General features: G+C 57.4%; 19 protein-coding genes and 1 pseudogene. 10 read left to right on the top strand and 10 right to left on the bottom strand.

What is annotated here, in order from left to right; translation table 11 throughout:
* Positions 1-7: 7 nt before the first annotated feature.
* From paaC to paaA, 3 genes are read right to left on the bottom strand one after another with little or no spacing between them, the layout of a single operon-like run.
* Complete coding sequence (paaC, locus tag MX657_RS10945) at positions 8-754, bottom strand: 1,2-phenylacetyl-CoA epoxidase subunit PaaC (RefSeq protein WP_346808470.1); 747 nt, start codon at positions 752-754, stop codon at positions 8-10.
* A gap of 8 nt (positions 755-762) precedes the next feature.
* Positions 763-1,050 (bottom strand): 1,2-phenylacetyl-CoA epoxidase subunit PaaB, encoded by a 288-nt coding sequence (gene paaB, locus MX657_RS10940; protein ID WP_003857353.1) that lies wholly within the window; start codon positions 1,048-1,050, stop codon positions 763-765.
* Positions 1,051-1,062: 12 nt separating this feature from the next.
* Complete coding sequence (gene paaA, locus MX657_RS10935) at positions 1,063-1,992, bottom strand: 1,2-phenylacetyl-CoA epoxidase subunit PaaA (protein ID WP_244288133.1); 930 nt, start codon at positions 1,990-1,992, stop codon at positions 1,063-1,065.
* A 285-nt stretch (positions 1,993-2,277) separates the two neighbouring features.
* On the opposite strand from paaA, the gene paaZ reads away from it, so the two are divergent.
* The 6 genes and pseudogenes from paaZ to MX657_RS10905 all read left to right on the top strand — a co-directional run bounded on the left by paaZ (position 2,278) and on the right by MX657_RS10905 (position 9,576).
* A complete protein-coding gene (gene paaZ, locus MX657_RS10930) occupies positions 2,278-4,317 on the top strand; it encodes a phenylacetic acid degradation bifunctional protein PaaZ (protein WP_346808466.1) in 2,040 nt (679 codons plus the stop codon).
* Positions 4,318-4,532: 215 nt separating this feature from the next.
* Positions 4,533-5,014 (top strand): annotated as a pseudogene (locus tag MX657_RS10925) (Hcp family type VI secretion system effector).
* Positions 5,014-5,418, top strand: a complete 405-nt coding sequence (locus MX657_RS10920; protein WP_346808464.1) for a polymorphic toxin type 44 domain-containing protein — start codon at positions 5,014-5,016, stop codon at positions 5,416-5,418. Before MX657_RS10925 ends, MX657_RS10920 begins: the two are co-directional and overlap by 1 nt.
* Positions 5,396-5,791, top strand: a complete 396-nt coding sequence (locus MX657_RS10915) for a hypothetical protein (protein WP_346808462.1) — start codon at positions 5,396-5,398, stop codon at positions 5,789-5,791. Before MX657_RS10920 ends, MX657_RS10915 begins: the two co-directional genes overlap by 23 nt.
* 286 nt (positions 5,792-6,077) lie before the next feature.
* Complete coding sequence (tynA, locus tag MX657_RS10910; RefSeq protein WP_346808460.1) at positions 6,078-8,351, top strand: primary-amine oxidase; 2,274 nt, start codon at positions 6,078-6,080, stop codon at positions 8,349-8,351.
* A 118-nt stretch (positions 8,352-8,469) separates the two neighbouring features.
* Positions 8,470-9,576, top strand: a complete 1,107-nt coding sequence (locus MX657_RS10905) for a GGDEF domain-containing protein (RefSeq protein ID WP_346808458.1) — start codon at positions 8,470-8,472, stop codon at positions 9,574-9,576.
* 9 nt (positions 9,577-9,585) lie between these two features.
* Here the strand turns inward: MX657_RS10905 and MX657_RS10900 are convergent, their stop codons facing one another.
* On the bottom strand, positions 9,586-10,539 hold the full coding sequence (locus MX657_RS10900; RefSeq protein ID WP_346808456.1) for a GlxA family transcriptional regulator: 954 nt from the start codon (positions 10,537-10,539) through the stop codon (positions 9,586-9,588).
* A 154-nt stretch (positions 10,540-10,693) separates the two neighbouring features.
* Here MX657_RS10900 and MX657_RS10895 point away from each other — a divergent pair, with 154 nt between their 5' ends.
* Together MX657_RS10895 and MX657_RS10890 are read left to right on the top strand one after the other, a co-directional pair.
* The gene (locus MX657_RS10895) at positions 10,694-11,458 is read left to right on the top strand and encodes an alpha/beta fold hydrolase (RefSeq protein ID WP_429844865.1); all 765 of its coding nucleotides are present in this window, start codon (positions 10,694-10,696) and stop codon (positions 11,456-11,458) included.
* On the top strand, positions 11,455-12,069 hold the full coding sequence (locus MX657_RS10890) for an FMN-dependent NADH-azoreductase (RefSeq protein WP_346808454.1): 615 nt from the start codon (positions 11,455-11,457) through the stop codon (positions 12,067-12,069). Before MX657_RS10895 ends, MX657_RS10890 begins: the two co-directional genes overlap by 4 nt.
* A 50-nt stretch (positions 12,070-12,119) precedes the next feature.
* Here the strand turns inward: MX657_RS10890 and MX657_RS10885 are convergent, their stop codons facing one another.
* On the bottom strand, positions 12,120-13,619 hold the full coding sequence (locus MX657_RS10885; RefSeq protein WP_346808452.1) for an aldehyde dehydrogenase family protein: 1,500 nt from the start codon (positions 13,617-13,619) through the stop codon (positions 12,120-12,122).
* 241 nt (positions 13,620-13,860) lie between these two features.
* Here MX657_RS10885 and feaR point away from each other — a divergent pair, with 241 nt between their 5' ends.
* Positions 13,861-14,769 (top strand): transcriptional regulator FeaR, encoded by a 909-nt coding sequence (gene feaR, locus MX657_RS10880; protein ID WP_119915799.1) that lies wholly within the window; start codon positions 13,861-13,863, stop codon positions 14,767-14,769.
* Here feaR and MX657_RS10875 read toward each other — a convergent pair whose 3' ends face one another.
* The 3 genes from MX657_RS10875 to MX657_RS10865 are packed head-to-tail and all read right to left on the bottom strand — an operon-like array spanning position 14,770 to position 17,916.
* A complete protein-coding gene (locus MX657_RS10875; protein ID WP_080327220.1) occupies positions 14,770-15,087 on the bottom strand; it encodes a YdbL family protein in 318 nt (105 codons plus the stop codon).
* A 7-nt stretch (positions 15,088-15,094) separates the two neighbouring features.
* The gene (locus MX657_RS10870; RefSeq protein WP_080327221.1) at positions 15,095-15,280 is read right to left on the bottom strand and encodes a YnbE family lipoprotein; all 186 of its coding nucleotides are present in this window, start codon (positions 15,278-15,280) and stop codon (positions 15,095-15,097) included.
* Positions 15,277-17,916, bottom strand: a complete 2,640-nt coding sequence (locus MX657_RS10865) for a YdbH family protein (RefSeq protein WP_346808449.1) — start codon at positions 17,914-17,916, stop codon at positions 15,277-15,279. The genes MX657_RS10870 and MX657_RS10865 overlap by 4 nt, the downstream gene beginning before the upstream one ends.
* A gap of 210 nt (positions 17,917-18,126) precedes the next feature.
* Between MX657_RS10865 and MX657_RS10860 the strand changes: the two genes are divergently transcribed.
* Complete coding sequence (locus MX657_RS10860) at positions 18,127-19,116, top strand: 2-hydroxyacid dehydrogenase (protein ID WP_346808447.1); 990 nt, start codon at positions 18,127-18,129, stop codon at positions 19,114-19,116.
* 19 nt (positions 19,117-19,135) lie between these two features.
* Here the strand turns inward: MX657_RS10860 and MX657_RS10855 are convergent, their stop codons facing one another.
* Together MX657_RS10855 and dcp are read right to left on the bottom strand one after the other, a co-directional pair.
* Positions 19,136-20,344, bottom strand: coding sequence for an MFS transporter (locus MX657_RS10855; protein WP_346808445.1), 1,209 nt, complete (start codon positions 20,342-20,344; stop codon positions 19,136-19,138).
* A gap of 182 nt (positions 20,345-20,526) precedes the next feature.
* Positions 20,527-22,560 carry a peptidyl-dipeptidase Dcp gene (dcp, locus tag MX657_RS10850; RefSeq protein ID WP_346808444.1) on the bottom strand — a complete coding sequence of 678 codons (2,034 nt, stop codon included), beginning with the start codon at positions 22,558-22,560 and terminating at the stop codon, positions 20,527-20,529.
* Positions 22,561-22,652: the final 92 nt, after the last annotated feature.

Raw genomic sequence — 22,652 nt, 5'->3', positions numbered from 1 at the left:
TTCTCCTTTACCACTGCTGACCGGGATACGCGCGCTGGAGATACTGCATTTCCGCCAGCATCGGGCCCAGATGTTCGGTATGGAGCCCCTTCTTGCCCCCGGTGCGGTACGCCGCTTCTTCGGGGATCCTCAGGGTGGCTTCGTGAAGACCGGCAAACACCTCGCTTTCCCACGGCTGGCGCAGAGTTCGCGGGTCCACCGCCACGCCGGATTCAATCAGCGCCAGCTCGACGTCATCGGCTTCAAACAGCTCCGCCGTAAAACGCCACACGTTGTCGATAGCCTGTTGCATTTTTTGCGCGGAGGTTTCGGTCCCGTCGCCCAGCCGCACCAGCCAGCCGCGGCTGAAGCGCAGGTGGTAGCGCGCCTCTTTAATCGCTTTGGCGGCAATGGCGGCCAGCTGGCTGTCCGTGCTCTGAACCAGACGCTCATACAGCGCCACGTTCCAGGCATCCATCAGGTACTGGCGGGCAATGGTGTCGGCGAAGCTGCCGTTCGGCTGCTCCACCAGCAGGACGTTGCGGAACTGGCGCTCATCGCGGCCAAACGCCAGGGTGTCTTCATCGCCCTGGCCTTCTAACTGCGCGGCGTAGGCCAGGAAATTGCGCGCCTGCCCCAGCAGGTCGAGGCCGATATTGGCAAGCGCGAGGTCAATCTCCAGCTCCGGCGCGTGGCCGCACCAGGCACCGAGACGCTGGGAAAGCACCAGACCGTTGTCGCCCAGACGCAGGGCATAGGCAGTCACTGAATTCATTCTTTGCCTCACATATGCTCGATGCCGTCAGGGATGGTGTAGAACGTCGGATGGCGGTAAACCTTGCTTTCCGCCGGGTCGAAGAACTCGCCGCTCTCTTCCGGCTGGGAGGCAACAATCTCGCTCGCCTTCACCACCCAGATAGAACAGCCTTCGCTGCGGCGGGTGTAGGCATCGCGCGCATTTTCCAGCGCCATGCGATCGTCGGCGGCATGCAGGCTGCCCACGTGACGGTGCGATAACCCTTGTTTGCTGCGTACGAACACTTCGTACAGCGGCCAGTAGACATTGCTCATGGTTATTTCCTCTTATGCGGCCTGACGGGTACGTTGTTTTTCGGCGTGCGCCAGCGCGGCTTCCCGCACCCACGCGCCCTCTTCCCAGGCTTTACGCTTGGCGGCCAGGCGCTCGTGGTTGCAGATGCCGCGCCCGTTAATGACCTCGTCAAACTCCTGCCAGTCGATTTCACCGAAGCGGTAGTGACCGCTCTCTTCATCGAAACGCAGATCCGGATCCGGCACCGTCATGCCCAGCATCTCCACCTGCGGCACCGTGTTGTCGACAAAGCGCTGGCGCAGCTCGTCATTACCGAAGCGCTTGATTTTCCAGGCCAGGCTGCGAGCGCTGTTTGGCGAATTGTCGTCGTTCGGCCCGAACATCATCAGCGCCGGCCACCAGAAGCGGTTGATGGCGTCCTGCAGCATCTGACGCTGCGCTTCACTCCCCTGCGCCAGCGCCATGCAGGCCTCAAAGCCCTGGCGCTGGTGGAAACTCTCTTCTTTACAGATTTTCACCATCGCGCGGGCATACGGGCCGTACGAGGTCCGGCACAGCGCCACCTGGTTGACGATGGCCGCACCGTCCACCAGCCAGCCAATCACGCCAATGTCGGCCCAGCTCAGGGTCGGATAGTTAAAGATGGAGGAGTATTTCATCTTGCCGTCGAGCATCTTCTGGTAGATGTCTTCCCGCGCGCAGCCCAGCGTTTCCGCCGCGCTGTAGAGGTAGAGCCCGTGTCCGGCTTCGTCCTGCACTTTCGCCAGCAGGATCGCCTTTCGGCGCAGCGTTGGCGCGCGGGCGATCCAGTTCCCTTCCGGCAGCATGCCGACAATTTCGGAGTGCGCGTGCTGACCAATCTGGCGGATCAGCGTTTTACGGTAGGCGTCCGGCATCCAGTCCTGAGGCTCAATCGCCGTCTCCTGCGCTATGCGCTGCTCAAACCGTTGTTCTTGCGTCACGTCATCACCTTTATGATTCGTTAGTTTGCAAATTAAAGCGAAATGTTGAATCACTTTGTTTTTTAAAAGTTACACAAAGGTTAAATATAACCCCAAGAATTGTTTCCCGGTTTTGTGATGCTGCTCGCAAGGCTTTTACTTCAGGCCTTTTGCAAAGCGCGTTTACGCGAGGCGATTCGTCCAGCCAGATCACAACGTTAACAATTCATTAAAAACACAGCTTGATTTTTATGATTCACGATCAAACTATTAATAGTGAAATAACGAAACATTTGGAGATAAGCGATGCAGCAGTTAGCCAGCTTCTTGTCCGGTACCTGGCAATCTGGCCGGGGCCGCGAACGCGCGATTCATCACGCCATCAGCGGCGAAGCACTCTGGGAAGTGACCAGCGAAGGGCTGGACATGGCGGCCGCCCGTCGCTATGCCATTGAGCATGGGGGCGAGGCATTGCGCGCCATGACCTTTATCGAACGTGCCGCCATGCTGAAAGCGGTGGCGAAGCACCTGCTTAGCGAGAAAGAGACGTTTTATGCCCTGTCCGCCCAGACGGGCGCGACGAAAGCGGACAGCTGGGTCGATATTGAGGGCGGCATCGGCACCCTCTTCACTTACGCCAGTCTGGGCAGCCGCGAGCTGCCTGACGACACGCTGTGGCCGGAAGATGAATTGATCCCGCTGTCGAAAGAAGGCGGCTTTGCGGCGCGCCACGTCCTCACCTCAAAATCCGGCGTGGCGGTGCACATCAACGCCTTTAACTTCCCCTGCTGGGGGATGCTGGAAAAGCTGGCACCGACCTGGCTGGCCGGAATGCCCGCCATCATCAAGCCCGCCACCGCTACCGCGCAGGTGACTCAGGCGATGGTGAAATCCATCGTGGACAGCGGGCTGGTGCCGGACGGCGCCATCAGCCTGATTTGCGGCGGCGCGGGCGATCTCCTCGACCAGCTCGACAGCCAGGACGTGGTGACCTTTACCGGCTCCGCCAGCACCGGGCAAAGCCTGCGCGTGCACCCGAATATTGTGGCGAATTCAATACCGTTTACCATGGAAGCCGACTCCCTGAACTGCTGCGTGCTGGGGGAAGACGTCACGCCGGAACAGCCGGAATTTGCGCTGTTTATCCGGGAGGTGGTCCGCGAGATGACCGCCAAGGCCGGGCAGAAATGTACCGCCATTCGCCGGATTATCGTCCCGCAAAGCCAGGTTGATGCCGTAAGCCAGGCGCTGATTGCCCGCCTGGAAAAGGTGGTGGTGGGCGACCCGGCGCAGGAAGGCGTGAAGATGGGGGCGCTGGTCAACGCCGAACAGCGGGCGGACGTGCAGGAGAAAGTGGATCAGCTGATCGCCGCAGGCTGCCAAATCCGTCTTGGCGGCAAAACGGATCTACAGGCCGCGGGCGCGTTCTTCCCGCCGACCCTGCTGTTCTGCCCTCAGCCGGATGAAACGCCTGCCGTGCACGATACCGAAGCCTTCGGCCCGGTCGCTACGCTGATGCCGTATCGCAGCGCAGACCACGCCATGCAGCTTGCCCGCGCGGGCGGCGGCAGCCTGGCGGGGACGCTGGTCACAGCCGATTCGGCGATTGCCCGCCAGTTTATTGCCGGCGCGGCGCGCGCCCACGGGCGTATTCAGATCCTTAACGAGGAGTCATCGAAAGAGTCCACCGGCCACGGCTCCCCGCTGCCGCAGCTGGTCCACGGCGCCCCGGGGCGCGCGGGCGGCGGCGAAGAGCTGGGCGGCCTGCGCGCGGTGAAACACTACCTGCAGCGCACCGCGATTCAGGGCAGCCCGTCGATGCTGGCCGCCATTGGCAAACAGTGGGTGCGTGGCGCAACGGTGCAGGAAGATCGCGTGCATCCGTTCCGCAAATACTTCGAGGAGCTACAGCCGGGCGACAGCCTGCTTACGCCGCGCCGCACCCTCACGGAAGCGGACATTGTGAACTTTGCCTGCCTGAGCGGAGACCATTTCTACGCCCATATGGACAAGATCGGTGCGGCAGAGTCGATCTTTGGCGAACGCGTGGTCCACGGCTACTTCCTGATCTCCGCCGCGGCGGGACTGTTTGTCGACGCGGGCGTCGGGCCGGTGATTGCCAACTACGGTATGGAAAACCTGCGCTTTATCGAGCCGGTCAAGCCGGGCGACACCATTCAGGTGCGCCTGACCTGCAAACGTAAAACGCTGAAGAAACAGCGTACCGCCGAGGAGAAACCGACCGGCGTGGTAGAGTGGGCGGTTGAGATTTTCAACCAGCACCAGCAGGCCGTGGCGCTCTACTCCATTCTGACGCTGGTGGCGCGCCAGCGGGGTGATGATTAATCAAAAGCAACTATTTGCTTTAATGATTTGAGCGCATCAAAACAGCCTTAAGCGAAAACCTGACTGGATGGATTTTGTTAACCAAATCATCCAGTCAGCATAGTCTGGATAAGTTACAACCAGAAACATTAAGCAAATTGACCACGTAATTAGCATGGTTATTATTTAGCAACGGGAATGTTCCCGGATTAAATTACATGGAAGAGTAATAGATTATGGCAATCCCTGGTTATCTTTTTTTAACTGATGATGGCGGAGCAAAAATCACAGGCTCAGTGGATATTCGTGACCGCGAGGGAAGCATTGAAGTCACCGGCTTTACGCACAACCTCCGCCTGCCAACGGATCCACTGACCGGTAAAATCACCAGTAAACGCAACCATGCGCCAGTCGTTTTTCAAAAAGAAATTGATTCATCTTCGCCCTACCTGATGAAAGCAGTTGCTACTGGGCAAACCTTAAAACAGCGGAGTTCAGGTGGTATCGCATTAATGACGCCGGACAGGAAATAGAATATTACAATATGCATCTCGATAATATTCGCGTGGTTTCCGTTACGCCATTAATGCATGACACAAAAGACCTGATGAAAGAAAAACACAACCATCTTGAAGTCGTGGAACTACGCTACGACAAAATAACCTGGACGTATCGCGACGGTAATTTGCAGTTCGCAGATAGCTGGGCAGAACGTTAATGCGGACTTCTTTGTATTTTACTCCATATGATATTTCTTCATTTTCGCCACCAGGCGTTGATGTTGTCAGCCATATGGTTATCGCTCGATTTCATGGTGGCGCATCATTGATGACTTACGTCTGGTTTTATCAAATGGTGAGGAACCATGGTCCATGGGATTATAAGCAGGGCCGTGCGGAATATGCCAACTTTGGCAATTTCCATTACGGTGCGGTTGGCGCGGCGGCGGGCATACCTGATGGAGTGCTGCTGCGCGGCGCAGGTACTGCGCAGATCCTTGCAGGCACAAGCGATCCGGTAGAATTTGCAAAATATCAGGGTGCCAGTGCTTGTGGAGATGACCCCGTTGATCAGTTATGGATTAGAGCAGGAATAGATTATGCGCGACGCTCGGGGTTTTAACTGGCGAATCGGGGTAGTGGTTTTCATTTTCCTGGGGTTTATCTTGTACCCTTTCCGCGATCTTTTTACCGCGTATGAAAATTTTAAGGAAAGAATTAGGGTTAATGATCGTTTAACTCTGTATATCACCCAGGTAGAAGCAAGTTCTTTATCTAAAGATACGTTTCATTTTTATCTCTATGATGCAAGAAAAAGCACCGAAGAGTTTATGTCTCACGTATCAGATATCGAACCTGTCATGATTACCAACGATGCAAAGGCCGCTGCAACGGTCACAAATGGAGAAATTTACTTTCGTGTTCGCGGAAATATTTACTCCTTCACTGCTGTTGGGCTCGATGTGCGTATTCATCTCGATAGATCAGCTTATTAATCACATTAGGTCTTTATAACGGGGATGTGACCTATCCCCGCTCTTTTTTTAACCTGGCAAGATCAACAAATAACCTGGCAGATGCAGGCAAACGCTTTTCTCATGGGCCTGTCAGGATAAGGCTGTCACAACACAATATACCCTAAATAATTCGAGTTGCAGGAAGGCGGCAAGGGAACGAATCCCCGGGAGCGTACATAAGTACGTGACTGGGGTGAGTGAGCGCAGCCAACGCACCTGCAACTTGAAGTATGACGGGTATAAACACAACAAGATGAGGTCTACGATGGGAAGCAATTCTTCTTTTTCTGCCCGTAGAACGGCGCTGGCCATGGCCGTTGCGCTGTGTTGCGCCTGGCAATCCCCTGTTTTCGCCCACGGCAGCGAGGCACATATGGTCCCGATGGACAAAACGCTGCAGGATTTTGGCGCGGACGTGCAGTGGGATGATTACGCACAGATGTTCACCATTGCGAAAGACGGTGCCTTTGTGAAGGTCAAACCGGGCGCAAAAACCGCCATCGTCAACGGTCAAACCCTCAAACTCGAGGTGCCGGTAGTGATGAAGGGCAAAAAAGCCTTTATCCCAGAGACCTTCATCAACGATGTTTTCCAGTCCGGCCTTGACCAGACCTTCCAGGTTGAAAAACGCCCTCACCCGCTGAACGCGCTAACGGCGGACGAAATTAAGCAGGCCGTGGAGATCGTGAAAGCCTCTGCGGATTTTAAACCAAACACCCGCTTTACCCAGATCGCCCTTGCGGAACCAGCGAAAGCCAAAGTGTGGGACTTTGTGCTCAACGGTACGGCAGTGGATGCCCCTCGCCAGGCGAAGATCGTCATGCTCGACGGCAAGCACGTTATCGAAAGCGTGGTGGACCTGAAGGAAAAAAAAATCCTGCGCTGGGAAGCGGTGAAAGACGCGCACGGCATGGTGCTGCTGGATGATTTCACCGCGGTTCAGCAGATTATCAACGAGAGCACAGAGTTTGCTGAGGTGCTGAAAAAACACGGCATCACCGACCCGAAAAAAGTGATTACCACGCCGCTGACCGTCGGCTATTTCGACGGTAAAGACGGCCTGAAACAGGAAGACCGCCTGCTGAAGGTGGTGAGCTATCTGGACGTCGGCGACGGCAACTACTGGGCGCATCCGATCGAGAACCTGGTGGCCGTGGTCGACCTTGAGCAGAAGAAGATCCAGAAAATTGAAGAAGGCCCGGTCATCCCGGTTCCGCTCGCCCCGCGCCCGTATGATGGCCGCGACCGCGTAGAGACGCCGAAAAAACCGCTGGAAATTATCGAGCCGGAAGGCAAGAACTACACCATCACCGGCGACATGGTGCACTGGCAGAACTGGGATTTCCACCTGAGCCTGGACTCCCGCGTCGGCCCAATGATTTCGACCGTCACCTACAACGACAACGGTAAAAAGCGTCAGGTGATGTATCAGGGTTCGCTCGGCGGCATGATTGTCCCTTATGGCGATCCGGACGTGGGCTGGTACTTTAAGGCCTATCTCGACTCCGGTGACTACGGCATGGGTACCCTGACTTCCCCACTGGTGCGCGGGAAGGACGTGCCGTCCAACGCCGTAATGCTTAACGAAACCATCCCAGACTACACCGGCGCGCCGATGGAGATCCCGTGCGCAATCGCCATTTTTGAACGCTATGCCGGGCCGGAATATAAGCATCAGGAGATGGGCCAGCCCAACGTCAGCGCCGAGCGTCGCGAGCTGGTGGTGCGCTGGGTGAGTACCGTTGGCAACTACGATTACATCTTCGACTGGGTATTCCACGAAAACGGCACCATCGGCATTGATGCTGGCGCAACCGGTATCGAGGCGGTAAAAGGCGTTCAGGCGAAAACCATGCACGATGCCACCGCGAAAGATGACACCCGTTACGGTACGCTGATCGACCATAACATTGTGGGCACCACTCACCAGCACATCTATAACTTCCGCCTGGATATGGACGTGGATGGCATCAACAACAAGCTGGTGGCGATGGACCCGGAAGTGAAGCCGAATACCGCCGGTGGACCGCGCACCAGCACCATGCAGGTGAACCAGTATGACATTGATACTGAACAGCAGGCGGCGCAGAAATTCGATCCGGGCACCATTCGCCTGCTGAGCAACACCAGCAAAGAGAACCGCATGGGCAACCCGGTCTCGTACCAGATCATCCCTTACGCGGGCGGTACGCACCCCGTGGCAACCGGCGCGAAGTTTGCGCCGGACGAGTGGATCTACCATCGCCTGAGCTTTATGGACAAACAGCTGTGGGTGACCCGTTACCACCCGGATGAACTCTACCCGGAAGGAAAATTCCCGAACCGCTCCATCCACGACACGGGCCTGGGGCAGTACAGCAAGGATAACGAATCGCTGAACGACCAGGATGACGTGGTCTGGATGACCACTGGCACCACCCACGTCGCCCGCGCGGAAGAGTGGCCGATCATGCCAACGGAATGGGTGCATACCCTGCTTAAACCGTGGAATTTCTTCGACGAGACGCCAACGCTCGGGAAGAAGAAAGACGAAAAATAACCACCTGCCGGGCAATAGCCCGGTTTTTTTTGCCCCGGCGTTTGAGGATCGTCCGGGCTTGCTTATAGTTACTGATATCTCATTTGAATGATTTATCCCCCGGACGGGAAAGAATTTTATGGAAAAAAGAAAAAAACCGACACTTGAGCGCGCAACCTGGCCGACGCGCCACGCCATGGTTATGCACGGGCTGGCGATGAACCTGCCCTGGCTGGCCTTCGTCAACATCAGCTTTGCCGTGATGATTCTGCTGCGCCACGTTCTGCTTAACGCCAGCGATCCCCTTTATCCCCACTCGCCGCAGCTGACAAAAATGGTCGATGCATCCATGCTCGGCATTATTATCCTCTCTGCCGCGTTGATCCTGATGGCCTGGCGGCGCATTGCCGGTATCAGCGTGGTGCTGTTTATCTGTAGCGCTATCTGGTCGATATCCTGCTTCTGGTTTATCACCCAATTACTGCTGCCACACGTCTGGCCGCTGTGCGTCATTTTATTACTCGCTGGCTTAACGGCGCTCTATTTTTATCCTGAAGGGTTGCTCGCCTTTGTGCTCCCGCTCTGGATCACCCTGCCGGTAGCCAGCTGGACACTGAATAACGGCCTGAATCTTCACTTCGTGGTCATCTGGAGCGTGTTTTCGCTGATCCTGGTTTGCGGGCGTTTCATCCTGTTGAGCTGGTTTGACGAAGCCTGGCGGCGTAACCAGCAAAATCAGCTGCTGATCTCCAGACTGGATGCGCTGGCGCATCAGGATCCGTTAACCAAAACCGCCAATCGCCGGAAGATGGAGGTGGTGCTGGAGAACGCGGTTGAGCAGAAGAAACCGTTCTCGCTGATCATGCTGGATATCGACTATTTCAAACGTTACAACGATACCTACGGGCATCAGGCGGGTGACGAATGTCTGACGCGCGTGGCGCGGGTATTGAAGCAGTCAGTACGAACGCCTGACGATGTAGTGTCACGCTACGGCGGCGAGGAGTTTGTGGTGATCCTGTTTAACTGCCCGGAAAATATCGCCGAAAAGGTTGCCATACGCATTCAGGACGGCCTGCGCGCGGAGTCCATACCGCACGGCGCGTCAACCGTTAGCGACCATGTCACCGTGAGCATGGGGATTGCGGGTATGGTCGAGGGGCTTGCGGGTACCGAGATTATTGCCCGCGCCGATGCGGCGCTGTATCGGGCGAAGGAGGCCGGGCGGGATCGAGCATGCCGGTGAGAAAGGCGGCTATTCCGCATGACGCCCGGCGATCCACTTGCGATACTGGCCGGGCGACATTCCCGTCACGCCAGTGAATGCGCGCCTGAATGCCGTGTCGTCAGCGTAACCGCAATCGCCGGCAATTTGCGCTATGACGTACCCCGGCTGCTCCAGGAGACGCATCGCCTTTTCAATACGCATGCGCGTCAAAAAGTTTTTAGGGCTTTCATTCATCTCCTCCGCCATTTTTCGGTGAAGGGTTCGAGTGGTCATATTCAGCGCCCGGGCAAGCTGCTCTACGGTAATCGCCGGATTTTCATACCGGACGATATGTTCCGCTTTCATTATCATCGGATGTACCGAATTTAAAAAACCTGCTGGCGCGTAAACCTGCTGAGACAACGGCTGGCTGTCCGCCACGGCCATGTCGGCCGTCAGACGCGCCAGCTTCTGCCCCGCGTGCAGACGGATGATATGCAGCGCCAGGTCAACCCACGAGAGCGGGCCGCCGGAGGTGATAACCCGCGCGTCCTGCACCAGCGCTTTACCCCAGACGGGTTTGCTGAGCGGGTAACGCTGGCGGAAAGTATGGTAAAGCCACCAAGTCGTCGTGCATGCCCGCCCATTGAGCACCCCCGCCTCGGCGAGAACCAACCCACCGGCACAGGCTCCCGCAAGCATCGCGCCTTTATCATACTGGCCGCGCAGCCATGCGCCAGCCTCGTGGACCGCCGCTAACGAGACCGGGCGTTTCTGCTCGTCAAGCTTCATCCCGCAGGCAATCACGAGGTCGAAGGTTCCCCCGGTGACAAAGCCCTCATCGGTCTCGATCAGTCGACCCTGCGCGTCCGGGACCGGCTTTCCTTCCGCCGTGATGATGACCACCTCAAATGGCGATATGCCCTCGCCGTCCGGCTGCTGGGCAATCACCTCGTTAGCGAGCCAGAACATGTCGCAGAGCCCAGCCACGGCGGATTTCATACTTCCGGGTAACGCTAAAATGCCAATTCTCATGATTCAGGCCCGAATAAAATGTCTGATTTCGTATGTTAACCGTCATTTCAGACACTACAAGCTTCTTTGCGCCTCTCGTTACACTGTGCTTCAACGTCTCTCAGGAAATTACGTCACGCCTATGAAACCGACACGCTTGCCCGTTCTTCTTTCTTTGCTTTGCATGGCTGCATCGCAGCCTGTTCAGGCGCGGATTAATAACATCATCCTGGTGCACGGTGCCTTTACCGATGGTTGCGTCTGGCAGGAAGTGATAGACCGTTTGCAGACCCGAGGCTACCACGTCACGGCAGTGCAGAACCCTCTGACCTCGCTGAAAGATGACGTCGCCGCCACTGAGCGTGTCATTGACCGTCAGCAAGGGGAAGTGATCCTTGTCGGTCACTCCTGGGCTGGCGCGGTCATCGCTCAGGCAGGCAATAACCCGAAGGTGAAAAAGCTGATTTTTCTCTCCGCCCTTGCCCCCGACAGCGGTGAATCGGTCACCTCTCTTCTTACCCGCATTAACGCCCCGATGGCCGACATGCGCCCGGATAAAAATGGACTGATCTGGCTGGACGATCCCGATGCCTATCAGCGCACGATGGCCAATGACCTGCCTCTCAAACGCGTAAAGCTGCTGACGGCAACGCAGCAGCCCATCGCGGCAAACGCCTTTAGCGAGAAGGTAGAACATGCCGCCTGGCGCGAAAAACCCTCATGGTATCTGATAACCGAAGACGATCGCGCCCTTTCTCCCGGCGTCCAGCAGCAGCTTGCCGGCGCCATGAACGCCACCGTCATGCGTATTAAGAGCAGCCATATGTCGATGATTTCCCACCCGGATACCGTCAGCCAGTTTATCGAACAAGCAACCCAGACCGACGCAAAGGAAACAAAAAAATGAATATCCTGCATATAGATTCAAGCATTAACGGCGAGTTCTCACTTTCACGTCAGCTGACGGCAGAGGTGGTTCGCCAGCTCGCGTCAGATCGGGTGATCTATCGCGACGTCGTTAAAACCCCCATCGCCCATCTCACCGGCACCGTTGCTGCGGGCTTCCGACCGCTGCTGATAGCCGCGGACGCTACGGCTGAAGAAGTCCGCGAACACGCGCTGTCCGAGGAGCTTGTGAACGAATTTCTCAATAGCGACCTCATCGTGATAGGTGCGCCTATGTATAACTTCTCCGTCTCAACGCAGCTTAAGGCCTGGTTAGATCGACTGGCCCAGCCGGGAAAATCCTTCAGCTATACCCCGACGGGCCCGGTGGGGCATGCGACCGGAAAAAGGATTGTCGTCGTTTCAACCCGCGGTGGGATATATCACGGTACGCCAATCGAAGACATGGATTTTCAGGAGCGATACCTGCAGAAATTTTTTGGCTTTCTGGGCATCGACAGAGTGGAATTCGTTCGTGCCGAAGGGGCGACGCGCAGTGAGGAGATCCGGACTAAAGGCGTTGCACAGGCGTTTGACGCTATTCCATCGGTCATCGCCGCAGCATTAAAATAGCCGCCGGGTTAAAGCCTGCCGGGTAACCGCAGCGTTACCCGGCAGTGTTTTCAATACCGCACGCAAACCGACTTGGTTTCGCACCAGCCGTCCAGCCAGTCCGGGCCAAAATCACGTCCTGTACCGGACTGCTTCATGCCCCCGAACGGCAGGTTGGCGTCAATCAGCGTATGGCTGTTCACCCAGACGGTGCCCGCCTGCAGCCTGTCGGTATACTCCAGCGCCTTGCTGATGTTCTGCGTCCAGACGCTGGCCGTCAGGCCATATTCGGTGTCGTTTGCCAGCTGGAGCGCCTCTTCCCCGTCGGATACCCGTACCAGGTTGACCACCGGACCAAACACCTCTTCCCGGGTTAACCGCAGCGCGGCATCCGGGTTCACCACCAGCGTAGGCGAGACGTAATAGCCTTTGCCTTCCGGGCCGCGGTTACCCACGATCAGCTCCGCGTTGCGCGACGTCGCTTCGTCGAGGAAGGTCTGCACCTTATCGCAGTGCGCGCGCGACACCAGCGGGTTGATAAACGCCTCCGGCGACATGCCCGGCCCGACGCTCAGGGATTTCACCGCCTGTTCGAACCCGCTGACCAGCGTGTCAAACAGCGGCGCTTCAATATAAATGCGGGAGCTCGCCGCGCACACCTGCCCCTGGTTGAGGAAACTGCCGGTCATTAATCCTTCTATCACCCACGCCGGGTCCGCATCCTTGAGCACGATGGCCGGGTTTTTCCCGCCCAGCTCCAGGGTCACCCCGGTTAGCGTGTCCGCCGCCGCGCGGGCAATTTGCTTACCCGTAGCCGTTGAGCCGGTAAAGCTCACCTTCGCGATATGCGGGTGCGAGGTCAGCGCTGCGCCACACACCGCGCCGCTCCCGGTCACCACGTTGAATACCCCGTCCGGAATGCCCGCTTCACTGGCCAGCTCCGCCACGCGCAGCAGGGTCAGCGGCGTGGTTTCAGACGGTTTAATGACAATAGAGCAGCCCGCGGCCAGCGCTGGCATCACTTTCCACATCCCGATCATTAGCGGGAAGTTCCAGGGCACAATCCCGGCCACCACGCCAACCGGCTCTTTGCGCGTCCACGCCTGGTAGCGCGCACCTTGCGGCAGCGGGATGGAGAGATCGAGGGTTTTACCGGCTATTTTCGTGGTCAGCCCGGCGGTATAGCGCATCCAGTTCAGGGTACAGCCGACTTCAAAGGCACGGGAGATGTTGATCGATTTCCCCTGCTCCAGCGTTTCAAGCTGGGCCAGCTCCTCGCCGTGCTGCTCGACCAGATCGGCGAAACGGAGCAGGATCCGCTCGCGCTCCGCCGGTAATTTTCCGGCCCAGCTGCGGGCAACAAACGCGCGCCAGCCGGACATCACCGCGCGGTCAACGTCATCGACGCTGGCATCGGCGGTCGAGGCAATCACCTCACCCGTGGCCGGGTTGTAGACATTCAGCCGCTTTTCACTGTCTGACGCGGCCTGACGCCCTTCAATCCACAGGCCATGATGTCGGTCTAAAAACTGCTGCACGGCAGGCAGAATGGCCACCTGTGATTCAGACATAGGATACTCCTTCGTTGTTATTCTCAGGGTGTTAATCCAGTCTAAGTGGGGTTTTGCATTCTCGCTTTTGTCTCTGTGACATTCGCTTTGCCACCTGTGACAGGTGCCGCAATTCGCGATAATTGCCGCTTATATCGCTGTTACCGGTGAGTGTTCTTTCCTATAGTCAGCCTCATAGCTCTGACAAAATGCAACACAAATGCAACAATGCGAAAACGTTGACGGTGCAGTGAGAGAAGCGATGGCGTGTGCAAGTGACCAGGAAAAGTATCAGCAGTGGCTGGCGCAAATTAACCAGGTTTGCGGGCGTTTTAACGCCCAGCCCACCGGGGGCAAATTCTTCGGTGAGCTGGAGACCAGCTATGCGCGCAGCCTGAAGCTCAGTACCGTCACTGCAGGCGGGGTAAACCTGTTCCGCTCTCATCAGGAGATCCAGCAGAGTAATGATGCCTGGTTCTACACCGTCTTCCAGCTTGAAGGCAGCGCGGAAATTGAGCAGGATGACCGTCGCGCGCTGCTTAAAACCGGTGATATTACGCTGCTTGACGCATCGCGCCCCTGCTCAATCAACTGGCGGGAAAAATCCCGCCAGATTTCGCTGCTGGTTCCCCGTCAGATTATTGAGCAGCAGTGCCGCTTTCAGGAGATAAACTGCGCAACGGCCCTTTCCCGCACCTTGCCCACTGTACAGCTGAGCCATCGCCTGCTGATGGAGAGCATGAGCAATGCCGACCTGAGTGACCGGGAGAGTGAAGCGGCGCTCGAAGCGATGATCTGCCTGCTGCGCCCCGCTTTTCAGCAGCGCGACGTGATGCAGCCGCGTAAGGAGCGCCAGTTCCAGCATGTGGTGGCACTGATTGACGACCATATTCAGTCTGAAGCGCTGCGCCCGGAATGGATTGCTGCCGAGAGCGGAATGTCCGTGCGCAGCCTCTACCGCATGTTTGCCGAGAAGGGACTGGTGGTAGCGCAGTACATTAAAAACCGTCGTCTGGATCTCTGTGCGCAGGTACTGCAATCCACCGGCGATGATGAAAAGCTGGCGGGCATTGGCTACAGCTGGGGGTTTACCGACCATAGCCATTTCTCAACGGCCTTTAAGCAGCGTTTTGGCGTCTCGCCGGGTGAATACCGCAAGCGCTACCGCTAGCTACTTTTTAAGCCATTTTCCGTTAATGCCCTTGACGTATTCGCCCGGCTGCGCCCGAGCAACCAGTTTTTGCCCCGCCATTTTCGCCACTTCATCGACCGGTAAATTATTGCTGTCGGCGAGCTTCTGATAGCTCTCCGTGCGCGCCGCGTTAATGCGGCTCACCAGCTCCAGCGTTTCAGCATCCTGTTGGATCGGAGCAAGATAACCGCTGAGGGTTTCCCCCACGCGCCCCTGCGCCCGGGCATCGTTTAAGGTCAGCCCAGCCGCCTGCACGTTTATACTCAGGGCCAGTAAAATCAACGCTAATCGTTTCATGGCGTCCTCAGAACAGATCGCTGCGCGATTTCAGCAGGGTTTCAACGTCTTTATCGACCTTGATGTGGATCTCATGTTCGATTTTGACATTCATATTGATGGTAATCGGCTCCTTTGGCGCAGCGACTTCAATGCGCGGCGTACAGCCGGTCAGTAGCGCGGCAACGGTGAGCGCACCAGCCATCTTTTTCATTGTTGTTCCTCACTTTCCTTGCCAGTCGAACTGCGCAGAGCGGGTATCGCCGCGTGTTGCTCAAACCAGGTTTGCAGGTTGTCACCAAAACGCAGGCTGCGCCACAGGGTAAAGACATTCTCGTCATGGGTATAGTTCAGGTTGACGGAGCTGCTTTTGCCGTCCACGCGGCTGGTCCCCTTGATGGTCGCCTGCATGGTTAATTCACCCAGGTTATCTAAATTGATTCTCGTCCACGACTGCGAAATTTCCATGTAGCGGAGCCAGTTAATCGCCGCGCCCGCAACCATATTATCTTTCACGATGGCGTCAGCCGTATCTTTGTCAACACGCAGCGTCATCGGCCCGGGGTTGGTCAGCCAGCCATCTTTAATGATCCACTTTTCATTGTCCAGCCAGAACGGCAGCGCCCCGCTGACCGGGCCTGACATGGCAAACTGCTTCGGATTGACGGCGCTAATCAGCTCGCTGGAGGAGATATTGTCCACGCGCAGCAGCGCCGGATCGTGCTGCGGCATCCGCAGCTGCTGCATGGTGATCTTCCCGCCGAGGGTTTCCACCTTCACGTTAGTGAGCAGCAGCGGATTGTCCTCTGTCCAGGGATAATCCCCCTGCAGGTCCGCGGTAATATTGCGCGCGGTCACCAGGTTTTCCACTTCGCCGATGCGCAACGTAACCGGGCCGCGCGTGCCCAGGGACCAGGTCCCCTCGCTGAAGCGGAACGGCAGCACAAAATCGACGCCGTTAATCTGGTTATCCGGCATCCAGGCGCTGCCGGATTTCAGCACGCCGTGCCCGCCCGCTTCAAAGCCCTGTTCGGCTGCCGCCGAGAAGGCGACCTGCGCATAGAGTTCCCCGTCGCGTAGCGTCATTTTCCAGTCCGGCGGGATCAGCGGCTGGAAGACGGTGAGCGACTGTTTCGGCCACCAGGCCTGTCCGCGAAGGCGCTCCCCGTCCCAGCGGCCGTTTACCTGTACCGGGCCAATTTTTTCCGCACGGAGATCGCCCTTAAACTGGAAAATCGTCGGGTCGGTGCCGTCGACGCTGAATGTCAGGACCGACGGCGGCAAAACGCTGCCGCCAGCGAACCGGGTTTGCCCGGCATTGAGCGACAGCGCGCCGCTAAAGGTCGGTTTTTCCGGATCGCGAAGCCAACGCACCGGATGATCCAGCACCAGGCGCGGCTTGCTGACCTCCATCGTGCCGTACTGGAGCTTGTCAAAACCGGTGGAGAGCGCGGTGAGCTCGATGAGTTTATCCCGCCATTCGCCTTTCCCGGCGACATCCCAGCGGGCATTCATTGGCGTAAAGCCGCCTTTTCCCCAGTAGCGCCACTGCCACAGGCCGTTATCGGGGATAAAATCGTTGGCCTGACCGTCCAGATGGAGTTCAAAATCGCCCATCTCGTTTTCATGAGCACGCAGAATAGCCTGTAGACGGCCGTCCACGCCCTTTTGCGTCAGCTTCACGCCCGCCAGCGGCCAGCGGATTTCATCGATATCGAGTGAGTCAATAATGCGCCCGCGCGAGCGGAGCAGCGCGCCGGGCTGGAAGTCGAGCTGCGGTTCATACAGGCTGCCGGTTAGTCTGGCGGGCAATTTGGCGTAAAGAATAAGATCGTTTTGCTTCGCCTCGCCGCTCAGATGCAGCGGCATGTCGCTGTTTTCCATACTGAGCCTGCCGGGCCCAATATTCAGTACCGCGTTGCCTTTCCCCGCATCGCCTTGCGTCAATACGTTCAGCCGTCCGGTCAGGGTGGCTTTTTCCAGCCCCTGCTGCCAGTTTTCGGCACGCAGGGAAACCCGACCGCTGAGCGGCATACCGGAGAGATCCCAGTTCCAGTGTCCGTCGCTGATGTTCAGTTGCTCCGCCGTGACCTGCCACGGCAGGTCAAGCAGCGGATCGGGGTTGTCCCGCGCCATGACCACCAGTTGTCCCTGATTATCTTCCCAGTCCAGATCGGCATCGACCAGGGACGTTAACTGTGGCACGTTAAAGGTGGCTACCGCGTGGCCTTTCACCGGCACGCCGTCCGGAACCAGCGGCAGCGTGAACTCACCCACCAGCTTAATGGGCTGCGGCTGGTCCGGGAGCTGTACATCAAACTGGCTGACCGAGAGCGTCTGACCGCGAAGCGTGCCTTTAATGCTGACCTGCTCGCCTTTGTAAGCGATCTCCTGGCTGGAGGGCGTCAGTGACGCATTAAGCTCGCCCTGCCACTGCTGCCAGGGAGAGAGCGTCAGACGGTGAATGGTGAGCCAGGTGTTCGGTAACACCGCCTGCCATTGTGCCAGCGTTTTGGGCGCGACGGTTGAGGGCGCAGACTGGGGAATCTTGCTCAGACAGACGGCGTTAAGATCCAGCGAGCCGATATCCAGCTTCCAGCGGCTCGGATGTGACAGCGTCACGTTATCAATGCGGGCAATTTCGCACTCTTCCACCAGATAGCGGAGATCGGGGATCACCAGCGCGTGACGGGTGAGTTTGGGGCTCTCTTCAAAAGCGATGCGCGTTCCAACCGGAAGCCAGATCCCGGCGAGCGTCGGCACCCACTGGGCGAGCGTCATCAGCAGCGTCAGCGGCACCAAAATCAACAGCAGTAAAACCGCAATGGCGGCTTTGTATTTACCCTTCATGGGCAGTTAATATCCTGATTTTTCGAAAGAATTAAGCCGGCAATGCCGAATATTGTCGCATGTTTAGCCAGTCAGTTGAAGGGAATGCCATTTTTAAGGATAGATGTTCTAGAATAATTGATAGAACTTATTGAATTCAATAATATTTTATAAATTGTAAGATAATTTTAATCATGCTAACGTGAATGCAAAATCACTGGAGAAAGTCTTATGAAACTCGCGGTATATAGCACAAAGCAGTACGACAAAAAGTATCTGCAACATGTTAACGAGGCTTACGGGTTTGAGCTTGAATTTTTCGACTTTCTGCTGTCCGAAAAAACCGCCAAAACGGCGCACGGCTGTGAAGGCGTCTGCATTTTTGTTAACGACGACGGCAGTCGCCCGGTGCTGGAAGAGTTGAAAAAACAGGGGGTGAAGTACATCGCCCTGCGCTGTGCGGGCTTTAACAACGTGGATCTCGACGCGGCGAAAGAGCTGGGTCTGAAGGTAGTGCGCGTCCCGGCCTACTCCCCGGAAGCGGTGGCGGAACATGCGATTGGCATGATGATGTCGCTTAACCGTCGTATTCACCGCGCTTATCAGCGCACCCGTGATGCCAACTTCTCTCTGGAAGGGCTGACCGGCTTTACCATGTACGGCAAAACCGCGGGCGTGATCGGCACCGGTAAAATTGGCGTGGCTGCCCTGCGCATTCTGAAAGGCTTCGGCATGCGTCTGCTGGCGTTCGACCCCTACCCAAGCGCTGCGGCGCTGGAGCTGGGCGTGGAATACGTCGACCTGCCGACCCTGTTCTCGCAGTCTGACGTGATCTCCCTGCATTGCCCGCTAACACCGGAAAATTACCACCTGCTTAACCAGGCGGCGTTTGACAAGATGAAAGATGGCGTGATGATCATCAACACCAGCCGCGGCGGGTTGGTTGACTCTCAGGCCGCTATCGAAGCGCTGAAAACCCAGAAAATTGGCGCGCTGGGGATGGATGTTTATGAGAACGAGCGCGATCTGTTCTTCGAAGACAAGTCCAACGATGTGATCCAGGACGACGTGTTCCGCCGTCTGTCAGCCTGTCATAACGTCCTGTTTACTGGCCACCAGGCGTTTTTGACTGCCGAAGCGCTGATCAGCATTTCTGAAACCACGCTCGGTAACCTGAAGCAGCTGGAAAAAGGTGAAGCGTGCCTTAACGAACTGGCATAAGCGTGACGCCGGGTGATGGCTATGCACCACCCGGCGTACTGTCGGTTTCCCAGCTTCGGTGCGCAACCCGCCACCAGAGCAGAACGGCCCCCAGCGCAATCGCGCTCAGCACGCTGAATGCCGTCGCAAAAGAGTAATGACCGGCAATCGTGCCGGTTAACGCCGGGCTCATGGATGCGCCAATGCCCTGCATCAGCATCACCACACTCTGCCCGGCATTGACGTGCCCGCTCCCGCGCAATAACACCACGATAAACGACGGTACCACGACGCCCAGGATCCCGGCGGCCAGTCCGTCGAGAATTTGTACCGGAACCATCATCAACGGTGCGTCCGTGATGGCTGCCAGCACCGCGCGCACCGGCATCACCAGCAATGCCAGCATAATCAGGTGCCAGTAGCCGTAACGTTCTATTCGGCCTGCAACCCAGATGGCAACGGGGATCATCACCGCCTGCGAGATGATAACGGTGCCTGCCGCGAACAGGCCAGGGTTGATCGAGGCGGGTGCCGCGGCAACCCTCATGCTCAGCATCGGAAGCAGTGCGGCGTTCGCCAGGTGGAACAGCAGCAGCGTCAGCCCGGTCACAAACAGCGCCCGGTTTTTAATTAACACCGCGAAGCCGGGGACAGGAACGTTACCTGAAGATGAAAGCCCTCGCGCCGCATCGTTATCAATGTCCCCGTTACGGATGGCAAGCAGCGCGCAGAGCGTCAGCAGCGTCGTGCAGGTCATCAGCAGAAAAATCCCGCCGACGCCCCAGTACCAGGCAATGCCGCCTGCTATCACGGCGGTGACAAAATTACCGCCATGATTGAACGCCTCGTTTTTACCCATCTGCGCGCTAAACCCGCGCTGGCCGGTCAGGCCCAGCGTTATCCCGGCGACCAGCGGCCCGACAAACGCCGCACAGATGCCGGTGACGATTTGCGAGACGGCGACAAGGCTGGTCTGCTGGCTAAACCAGAGCAGCAGCGTGCTCAGGGTGATCAAAATGCAGAGCAGCGCCAGCACGGTGCGTTTGTTCCGCGACGTGTCAGTAATCACCCCCGCCGGGAGCGTAGCCAGTAATCCCGCCAGCCCACCGGCAGTCATCAGAATGCCGATATCATCAGGCGTCCAGTGGCGTTCTGTCAGAAAGATGCCGAGAAAAGGACCGAGGCCGTCGCGGACGTCGGCAATGAAAAAACTTGTGAGGCATAACGCCCGCAGCGAACGAAGAGACATAGAGCGTCGGCCTGAACCAGGGGGATCGTACAAAAAGGTAAGCTGAGTTTAACAGCCCGCAGCAAACCCAAAAACTACGTGATCTAATAATAGGCACAGCGTTTCTGGCCGGACGACGCTGCGCTTAGCTGGCCTACGGCATCCGCAGGCCCGCGCAAGCGAAGCGCCGCCGGGCGGCTGGCTCAGTCCTCCAGGCCGCGGTTTTTAAGCATCGGCTCAATCTTCGGATCGTGCCCGCGCCAGTTTCGATAAAGTTCAGCTAAATCAGTACTATTCCCGCGCGACAAAATCGCCTCGCGGAATATTTTCCCGTTTTCACGCGTCAATCCGCCCTCTTCGACAAACCACTGATAGCCATCGTCCGCCAGCATTTGCGTCCACAGGTAGGCGTAATACCCCGCCGCGTAGCCGCCGCCGAAGATATGGGCAAAGTAGCTGCTGCGATAGCGCGGTGGTACGGCGGGCAGATCCAGCCCCTCTTTTTTCAGCGCTGCTGCTTCAAAATCCTCCACGCTCGAAACCGCTTCACCGATGCCGTGCCAGTTCATGTCCAGCAGTGCGGCGCCCAGCAGCTCGGTCATGTCATAACCCTTGTTGAACTGGGTTGCATTAAGCATGCTTTCCCGCAGCGCGTCCGGCATCGGTTCACCGGTTTGGTAGTGGCGGGCATAGTGGGTAAACACCTGCGGATGGCTGGCCCAGTGCTCGTTGATTTGCGACGGGAATTCAACGAAATCACGCGGGGTATTGGTGCCGGAGAGCGTGGCGAAACGCTGGCTGGCAAACAGGCCGTGAAGGGTGTGACCAAACTCGTGGAACAGGGTTATCACGTCATCCCAGGAGAGAAGCGCAACGCCGCCGTTAGCCGGTTTTTGGTAGTTACAGACGTTATAGATCACCGGGCGGGCAGCAAACTCGAAGGATTGCTCGACGAAATTGCCCATCCAGGCCCCGCCCTGTTTGGAATCGCGGGCAAAGTAGTCGCCGTAAAACAGCGCCATGCCCTCACCGGTGTGGTCGAAAATTTCCCATACGCGGACGTCCGGGTGGTAAACCGGAATATCGAACCGTTCCACAAAGCGGATGCCAAACAGCTGGCTGGCCGCCCAGAATACGCCATCCTGCAATACGGTATTGAGCGCAAAATAGGGCCTGATTTGCGCCTCATCGAGGGCGTATTTCGCCTGGCGCACACGCTCGGCATAAAAGGCCCAGTCCCAGGCCTGCACGGTGAAGCCGCCCTGCTCGTCATCAATCACTTTCTGAATATCGGCCTGCTCGCGCTCTGCACGGGCACGCGCCGCGGGCACAATGCCGCGCATAAAGGTCAGCGCGGCCTCCGGGGTTTTCGCCATCTGGTCGGCGATGCTCCAGCTCGCGTAATCCTTAAAGCCCAGCAGGCTGGCCTGCCGCGCGCGCAGCGCCGTAAGGCGGAGAATGAGCGCTCGGGTGTCGTTTTCATCCCCTTTCTGGGTACGCGTCCAGCCTGCGTTAAACAGATTTTCGCGCGTCTGACGATTGCGCAGCGCTGAAAGCGCGGGTTGCTGAGTGGTATTCAGAAGTGGGATCAGCCAGCGATCGTTCAGCCCACGCTCCGCGGCGGCCTGCGCAGCGGTAGCGATCTCATCTGCGCTGAGGCCTTCAAGCTGGTGCGCATAATCCACCACCAGCCCGCCCGCCTTATCGGCAGCCAGCAGGCGCTGATTAAACTGGCTGGTCAAGGTTGCAGCCTCGGTATTCAGCGCCTTCAGCTCGGCTTTTTCTGTCTCGTTCAGGCGCGCACCGGCAAGAATAAAGCGCTGGTACGTCTCCTCGACCAGCCGACGTGATTCGGCGTCCAGCGCGGTGCGATCCTGCCAGACGCTCTCCACGCGGGAAAAGAGCGCGTCGTTCAGCCAGATATCGTTCGCCAGCGCGGCAAGTTCAGTGGAGAACTGCTCCTCCAGCTCCTGCAGGTAACCGTTAGTATGCGCGGAGGTCATAGCGAAGAATACGCTGCTGACGCGCGAGAGCATAACGCCGCTTTTTTCCAGTGCCAGCACGGTATTGTTGAAGTCCGGTGCAGCGGACTGAGTAACGATAGCGTCAATATCCGCGCGCTTCTGGCGAAGCGCTTCGTCGAAGGCCGGGCGATAGTGGCTGTCGTTGATTTCATCAAAACGCGGAGCCTGGTAAGGCAACAGGCTAATGTCAAAAAAGGGATTCGTGACCGACATCTTTCACTCCTGAGTACGGGTATCTTCCCAGAGTAGGCCAGGCCGCCACTGGCTGCAATGCCGTCATACAAATGTGGCCTTAACGCATCCTC

The organism is Enterobacter chuandaensis (assembly GCF_039718975.1).
In the GTDB taxonomy this organism is placed as follows: Bacteria; Pseudomonadota; Gammaproteobacteria; order Enterobacterales; family Enterobacteriaceae; genus Enterobacter; species Enterobacter chuandaensis.
Note: the sequence above shows the minus strand (reverse complement) of the source record. Positions and strands in the feature narration are given on the sequence as shown.